The sequence below is a fragment of the Brevibacillus sp. NRRL NRS-603 genome (assembly GCF_003013445.1).
Lineage (GTDB): Bacteria > Bacillota > Bacilli > Brevibacillales > Brevibacillaceae > Brevibacillus > Brevibacillus formosus.
Map to the genome: position 1 here is coordinate 1 of NZ_PXZN01000062.1, position 6,078 is coordinate 6,078.

A 6,078-nucleotide genomic window follows, 5' to 3' on the forward strand; every position below is an offset into this window, starting at 1 on the left:
AAAGAGCGGTAAAGAGGTGAAAGTGTGCCCGTAGAGCCTAACTATTTTCAACAGTATCAGCATGCTGATATCGAAGAATTAGCTGATGTCATTGGAGAACTTTTGCAAAATCCGATAACGGTTGAAGATGCCGATCATAAACTGATTGCTTACAGCTCACACGGAGAAAGCACAGATGAGGCGCGCTGGTCAACCATCATGGGGCGACGGGTACCGGAAAAGGTGCTGACGCGCCTCTGGAAGGACGGCGTATTCCAGGAGCTGTTAACGCAAGACGATCCTGTACACATCCCGGCCAAGGACGAAATCGGCTTGGGGAAGCGCGTGGCGATTGCCATTCGCAGAGGGAGCGACGTGCTCGGTTACATTTGGGCACAAGAGGTAAATCGGCCGATTACCCGGGAAGATGATGAAATTCTTCGTCAGGCTGCACGGGTAGCTGTCTCGCGTCTCATCCAGCGGCAGGGAAAACGCAAGGCGGAGGAGCAGCGACGCAAGGAATTTCTGTGGGAGCTGTTGCTGGGGAATCACAGCAGTGAGGCTGCCATTCGCCAAAAAGCGGACATCTTGCAGATGCAGCTTCCGACCTCTTATTTAATCTGTATTATTGAAGCGGCAGGAGCCCGTCTGGACCAGTACTTGTATCCGTTATTAATGCGTGACAAGCTGCTCTGGGTTGTCGACGGCTCGCAAATCATCTTATTGATCGGTCTGTCCGATGCGAAAAAAGGCAAGAGTGACGTGCTCATTCGCAAGGTGGAACAGTTCCTGTCCGACTCGCTCGGCAAGCTCGAAGCACATGTCACGGAAGGACGCCAGGTGATTGCCGGGTACGGGAGAGATTACAAGTCTTATACGGATATTGTGAAAAGCTACAGGGAAGCGCTGCATGCGCTCAAGATCAAAAAGCTGTTTCCGCAGGAAAATGAAGGGGTTCACGGGTATCACGAGCTTGGGATATATCGATATCTACTACAACTGAAGCAGTGGGAAGAGGAGCAGGGCTATCAGAATGAACGGCTGGAAAAGCTCAGACAGTACGATCGCGAAAACCAGACCACGCTCTTGACAACATTGGAAACTTTTTTGGATGCCGCTGGCAAGGTCAACAAGACAGCAGAGCGCTTGCATATCCACATCAATACGTTGAGCTACCGACTGAGACGAATTGAGGAGATCATGCGTGTTGACCTTGACAATATGAACCAGCGGGCTGCCTTATATTTAGAGTTGAAAATAGCCAAATTAGATGGGGAACAGTAGTTTGTTTGTGAATTTTCACAAATGAAAAGATGCTAAAATTAAAGGAATCTCCAAGGAGTATGCCCGAAGATACGCTGTACAATAATAGTAACCGCAAAGAAATTGGCGTTTCCAAGGAGGACATACTTATCATGATCGTTGGAATTCCAAAAGAAATTAAAAATAATGAAAACCGCGTAGCCATTACTCCGGCAGGTGTAGCTGCTCTGGTACAAAACGGACATTCGGTTCGTGTAGAAACAAGCGCAGGGCAAGGCAGTGGTTTTACGAATGAAGATTACAAGGCAGTAGGCGCAGAGATCGTAGAAACAGCAGCAGAGGCATGGGCATCTGACATGGTAATGAAAGTAAAAGAACCACTCCCTGCTGAATACGGATATTTCCGCGAGGGTCTGATTCTGTTCACGTACTTGCATCTTGCACCAGAGCCTGAATTGACTCGTGAATTGATCGATAAAAAAGTGATTGCAATCGCTTACGAAACCATCCAGCTCGACAATGGCGCTCTGCCTCTGTTGATGCCGATGTCTGAAGTAGCAGGCCGCATGTCCGTTCAAATCGGCGCGCAATTCCTGGAAAAGCAATACGGTGGAAAAGGCGTTCTGCTCGGTGGCGTACCAGGCGTGCCAAAAGGCGAGGTAGTCGTAATCGGCGGTGGAATCGTAGGAACAAACGCAGCGAAAATGGCGCTTGGACTGGGTGCAAACGTGACGATCATCGATGTAAACGCAGACCGTCTGCGCCAGTTGGATGACCTGTTCCAAGGCCGCGTTCAGACGCTGATGTCCAATTCCTTCAACATCGCAAACGCTGTGAAAAAAGCAGATTTGCTGGTTGGCGCTGTACTCATTCCAGGTGCTCGTGCTCCGCGTCTGGTAACAGAAGACATGGTTAAAGAGATGTCACCTGGTTCTGTGATCGTAGACGTTGCGATTGACCAAGGTGGATCGATTGAAACGGTTGACCGCATCACTACTCATGACAAGCCAACCTATGAGAAGCACGGTGTGATTCACTACGCGGTAGCCAATATGCCTGGTGCAGTCGCTCGTACATCTACATTGGCCCTGACCAACGTAACTGTTCCTTACGCGGTACAATTGGCGAACAAAGGCTACGCACAAGCGATTCGAGATAACAAAGCATTGGCAAAAGGCGTAAACGTCATCGACGGAAAAGTAGCTTACAAAGCTGTTGCAGATGCGCATAACCTGCCTTATGCTTCTATTGAAGAAGTTTTGCTGGTGAAAAACTAGCTTCAACGGTGAATAGAAAAGAAGAAACTGCTTGTCCGAGCTTACGGCAAGCAGTTTTTTTATTGATTCATTCGGCTGAAGCGGGTCAGGGTATTAGGTGTAAGCTTACTGTGCTTGCGTATTTCGTAATTTCGCCGGGCTACCTGTTCTTCGGAGCTTTTTTGTACGAAAGCTGGCGTAACCGTACTCACCATTTCACGAACGAACCTCTTTAGTCGAACATTGACCTGATAACGAGGTCCTCGGTGGTAAGCGGAAGGTGGTGCTGTTAGGATTTGCGTGCTTGGTTGGAAATATGTATCACGTATAAAGGTTACACCCTCTCGAAAAAGTATGGTATTCTACTATGAGGTAAAAAGGTAGAAACGGAGTAAGGAGTGCAGCCGATGTATCAGCTCATAAGAAAATATCTGTTCCAGCAGGATGCGGAAGAGATTCATGAAAAGACAATTGGTGCCTTAAGGCTGGTGGAGGATTCTGCTCCAGGCAAAAGCATCCTGAAGATGATCTATCAGGTAAAAGACCAGCGGTTGGAGAATAAGCTGTGGGGAATAACGTTTCCGAATCCAGTCGGACTTGCAGCCGGTTTTGATAAAAATGCAGAAGTCTATCATGCGTTGGGTGCTCTTGGCTTTGGGTTTGTGGAAATAGGGACGTTGACGCCGCAGGGGCAGCCAGGCAATCCGAAGCCGCGTTTGTTCCGATTGCCGGAACATCAAGCTGTCATTAACCGGATGGGCTTTAACAATCACGGTGCGTATTTGGCTTCCCAGCATTTGGTCGATTACGCATACTCAGATGTTCCGATTGGGATTAACATTGGGAAAAACAAAGTAACGCCGAATGAAGAGGCGGCCATCGACTATAGCAAATGTATGGACATGCTCTATGCATACGGTCACTATTTTGTCATTAACATCAGCTCTCCGAATACCCCGAATCTGCGTGACTTGCAGGAAACAGAGAGCTTGCGTCATTTGGTGCGTGCAGTAAGAGAAAAGGCAACGGAAATGGAAGCGCGTTCCATCAAGAAAAAGCCGATTTTGCTGAAAGTAGCGCCAGACATGTCAGATGAGCACATGCGCGATGTTGTTCACGCTGCTGTAGAAGAAGGCATTTCCGGAATTATTGCTACCAATACGACACTGTCACGCGAGGCCGTCTCCGGTCATCGATTTGCCGAGGAAGCGGGCGGCTTGAGCGGAAGACCTCTTACGGAGCGTTCCACCGCTTGGGTGAAGGAGATTTATCAGGAAGTAGGAGACAAGGTACCGATCATTGGTGTCGGCGGTATTTATAACGGGGAAGACGCCTACGCGAAAATCCGAGCAGGAGCCAGTCTCGTTCAGGTGTATACGGGGATGATTTATCAGGGCCCAGGTATCGCCAAGCAAATCAACAAAAAGCTGCTCAAGCTCATGCAACGCGATGGTTTTAAACATATTAGTGAAGTAATTGGCGTAGACGCAAAAGAATAGATAGGACAAGTAACGCATAGGTCGATGACGCCGTTTGTAGAGGGTCATTGGCTTATGCGTTTTCGCTTATATCCTTTCGATTTATGTGGTGATCCGGTATAATGATGTGGAACAAACATGAATTGTCTGTCAATTGTATATTGTCGGCGTTAGGTGCCTTTATGTGACGCATAAAGGGTAACAGGGAATCGGGTGAAAGTCCCGAGCGGTCCCGCCACTGTAACCAGGGAGCTCTCTTTGAGAAGGAAACCACTCATTTTCGTATGGGGAAGGACAAGGAGCGCATGGATCTGGAAGCCAGGAGACCTACCTAGTAGCCACACCCACAGAACCTTCGCGGAAAGGAGCGGTGAATACGAGGCAATGAGGCTGTCTAGTCAGTCTGTTGTTTTGTGTGCACATCTCGTCCACTGATGGATGGGATTTTTTTGTTTGGAGAATAGAACGAAAGTCAGTGAAGGAGGAATAAACATGAATCGATCTCGTCTCGCATCTACTTGTTTGATGATCGCGGGCTTTGTCCTTTATTTCCTGCTCAATGAACCAGAGACAGGACACGCGATGCACATCATGGAAGGGTATTTGCCATTATCCTGGGCCTTATTTTGGTGGGCTGTCTTCTTGCCATTTTTTATTCTTGGGATTCGTTCGATTAACAAAATTGTAAAAGAACATCCTGAAATGAAGCTCCTTATTGGCGTTGCAGGAGCATTTGCATTTGTTTTATCTGCGCTGAAAATCCCTTCGGTTACAGGCAGCAGCTCTCACCCGACTGGAACGGGCCTTGGCGCCATTATGTTTGGGCCTTTTGCGATGTCTGTGTTAGGGAGCATGGTGCTCTTGTTTCAAGCCTTGCTTTTAGCACATGGAGGTTTGACTACGTTAGGGGCAAATGCTGTATCCATGGCAGTAGTAGGACCACTGGTGGCATATGGAATCTATCAGATGATCATGAAAGTGGGCGGAAGTCAACGTCTGGCGGTTTTTGCGGCTGCTGCTTTGGCTGATCTTGCTACTTATGTGGTGACTTCGATTCAACTGGCACTCGCATTTCCAGCTGAATCTGGCGGAGTGTTGGCCTCGTTTGCCAAATTTGCAGGAATTTTTGCCTTCACGCAAGTACCGCTCGCCATTAGTGAAGGTCTGTTGACCGTTCTTGTTTGGAACTGGTTGTTATCTTACAACGCAAAAGAGCTTACACAGCTTCGTTTGCTAAAACGGGAGGAATCGCTGTGAAAAAAGGATGGAACTGGCTTTTACTCTTGGGGGTAATCGTGCTGGCTATTGTCCCGCTGCTGCTGGTACAGGATTCGGAATTTGGCGGCGCAGACGGCGTGGCGGAGGAAGCGATCAAGGAAATCGCTCCGAACTATGAACCGTGGTTTCAACCGCTGATAGAACCGCCAGGGGGAGAAACGGAAAGTCTATTGTTTGCGGTGCAGGCGGCGTTGGGAGCGGGAGTGGTTGGTTACGCCGTTGGCTTGTACAAAGGTCGGTTGGATAAGCGGAAAAAATGAACGGGTTGCAGCTTGATTCTCTCTCTTATCAAAACAGGCTGAAATGTCTGCCGCCAGCTCATAAGCTATTACAGGCGAGTGCATTGTTACTGCTCGTGCTGGTGGGACATGTATGGATGCAGATGGCTGTTGTTGTCTGGATGACGGTATGGGTAGTGGTGTATGCTCAGATTCCTGTCCGTATCTATTTTGCCTTTATGATTGTGTCACTCTCATTTTTTGCGGCGGGGCTACCTGCCCTATTGGTAGAAGGGGCGAGAGCAGGAGAAGTACAGGTCCAGGTCGCGGCAGCATGGGAGCTGGGGTCGTATGTGCTCTATGTGCCGATGTCCTCATTCAGTAAAGTTTGGATTTTATTTTGGCGTACCATGGCGAGCTTGTCTTGCTTTGCTTTCATTTTGTTTACTGTGCCGTTTGCCGAAATCTTGCAGGTGCTTCGCCGACTTCGTATGCCCGCCCTTGTGACTGACTTATTAATGATCATGTATCGGTTTATTTTTGTGTTGATAACCATTTCTCACCAGCTCTGGATTGCCCAACGTTCGCGCGGAGGTCATCGCGGCT

Annotated in this window: 6 protein-coding genes and 1 riboswitch; all 6 genes read left to right on the forward strand. The window is 48.5% G+C overall.

Annotated elements, in window-relative coordinates; genetic code table 11:
* Positions 1-24 precede the first annotated feature (24 nt).
* A complete protein-coding gene (locus C7R94_RS27190) occupies positions 25-1,263 on the forward strand; it encodes a PucR family transcriptional regulator (protein ID WP_106785724.1) in 1,239 nt (412 codons plus the stop codon).
* A gap of 131 nt (positions 1,264-1,394) precedes the next feature.
* The gene (gene ald / locus C7R94_RS27195) at positions 1,395-2,519 is read left to right on the forward strand and encodes an alanine dehydrogenase (RefSeq protein ID WP_047073211.1); all 1,125 of its coding nucleotides are present in this window, start codon (positions 1,395-1,397) and stop codon (positions 2,517-2,519) included.
* A 386-nt stretch (positions 2,520-2,905) separates the two neighbouring features.
* Entirely contained in the window at positions 2,906-3,997 is a 1,092-nt protein-coding gene (locus C7R94_RS27200) for a quinone-dependent dihydroorotate dehydrogenase (RefSeq protein ID WP_106785725.1), read from the forward strand.
* Between the two features lie 134 nt (positions 3,998-4,131).
* Positions 4,132-4,325, forward strand: a riboswitch (cobalamin riboswitch).
* Between the two features lie 143 nt (positions 4,326-4,468).
* Complete coding sequence (locus tag C7R94_RS27205; RefSeq protein WP_106785726.1) at positions 4,469-5,233, forward strand: energy-coupling factor ABC transporter permease; 765 nt, start codon at positions 4,469-4,471, stop codon at positions 5,231-5,233.
* Positions 5,230-5,514: an energy-coupling factor ABC transporter substrate-binding protein gene (locus tag C7R94_RS27210; RefSeq protein WP_007718520.1), complete on the forward strand. Its 285-nt coding sequence runs from the start codon at positions 5,230-5,232 to the stop codon at positions 5,512-5,514. The genes C7R94_RS27205 and C7R94_RS27210 overlap by 4 nt, the downstream gene beginning before the upstream one ends.
* The coding region (locus C7R94_RS27215; protein WP_106785727.1) for a CbiQ family ECF transporter T component at positions 5,511-6,078 on the forward strand (568 nt) is incomplete at its 3' end. The genes C7R94_RS27210 and C7R94_RS27215, both read left to right, overlap by 4 nt.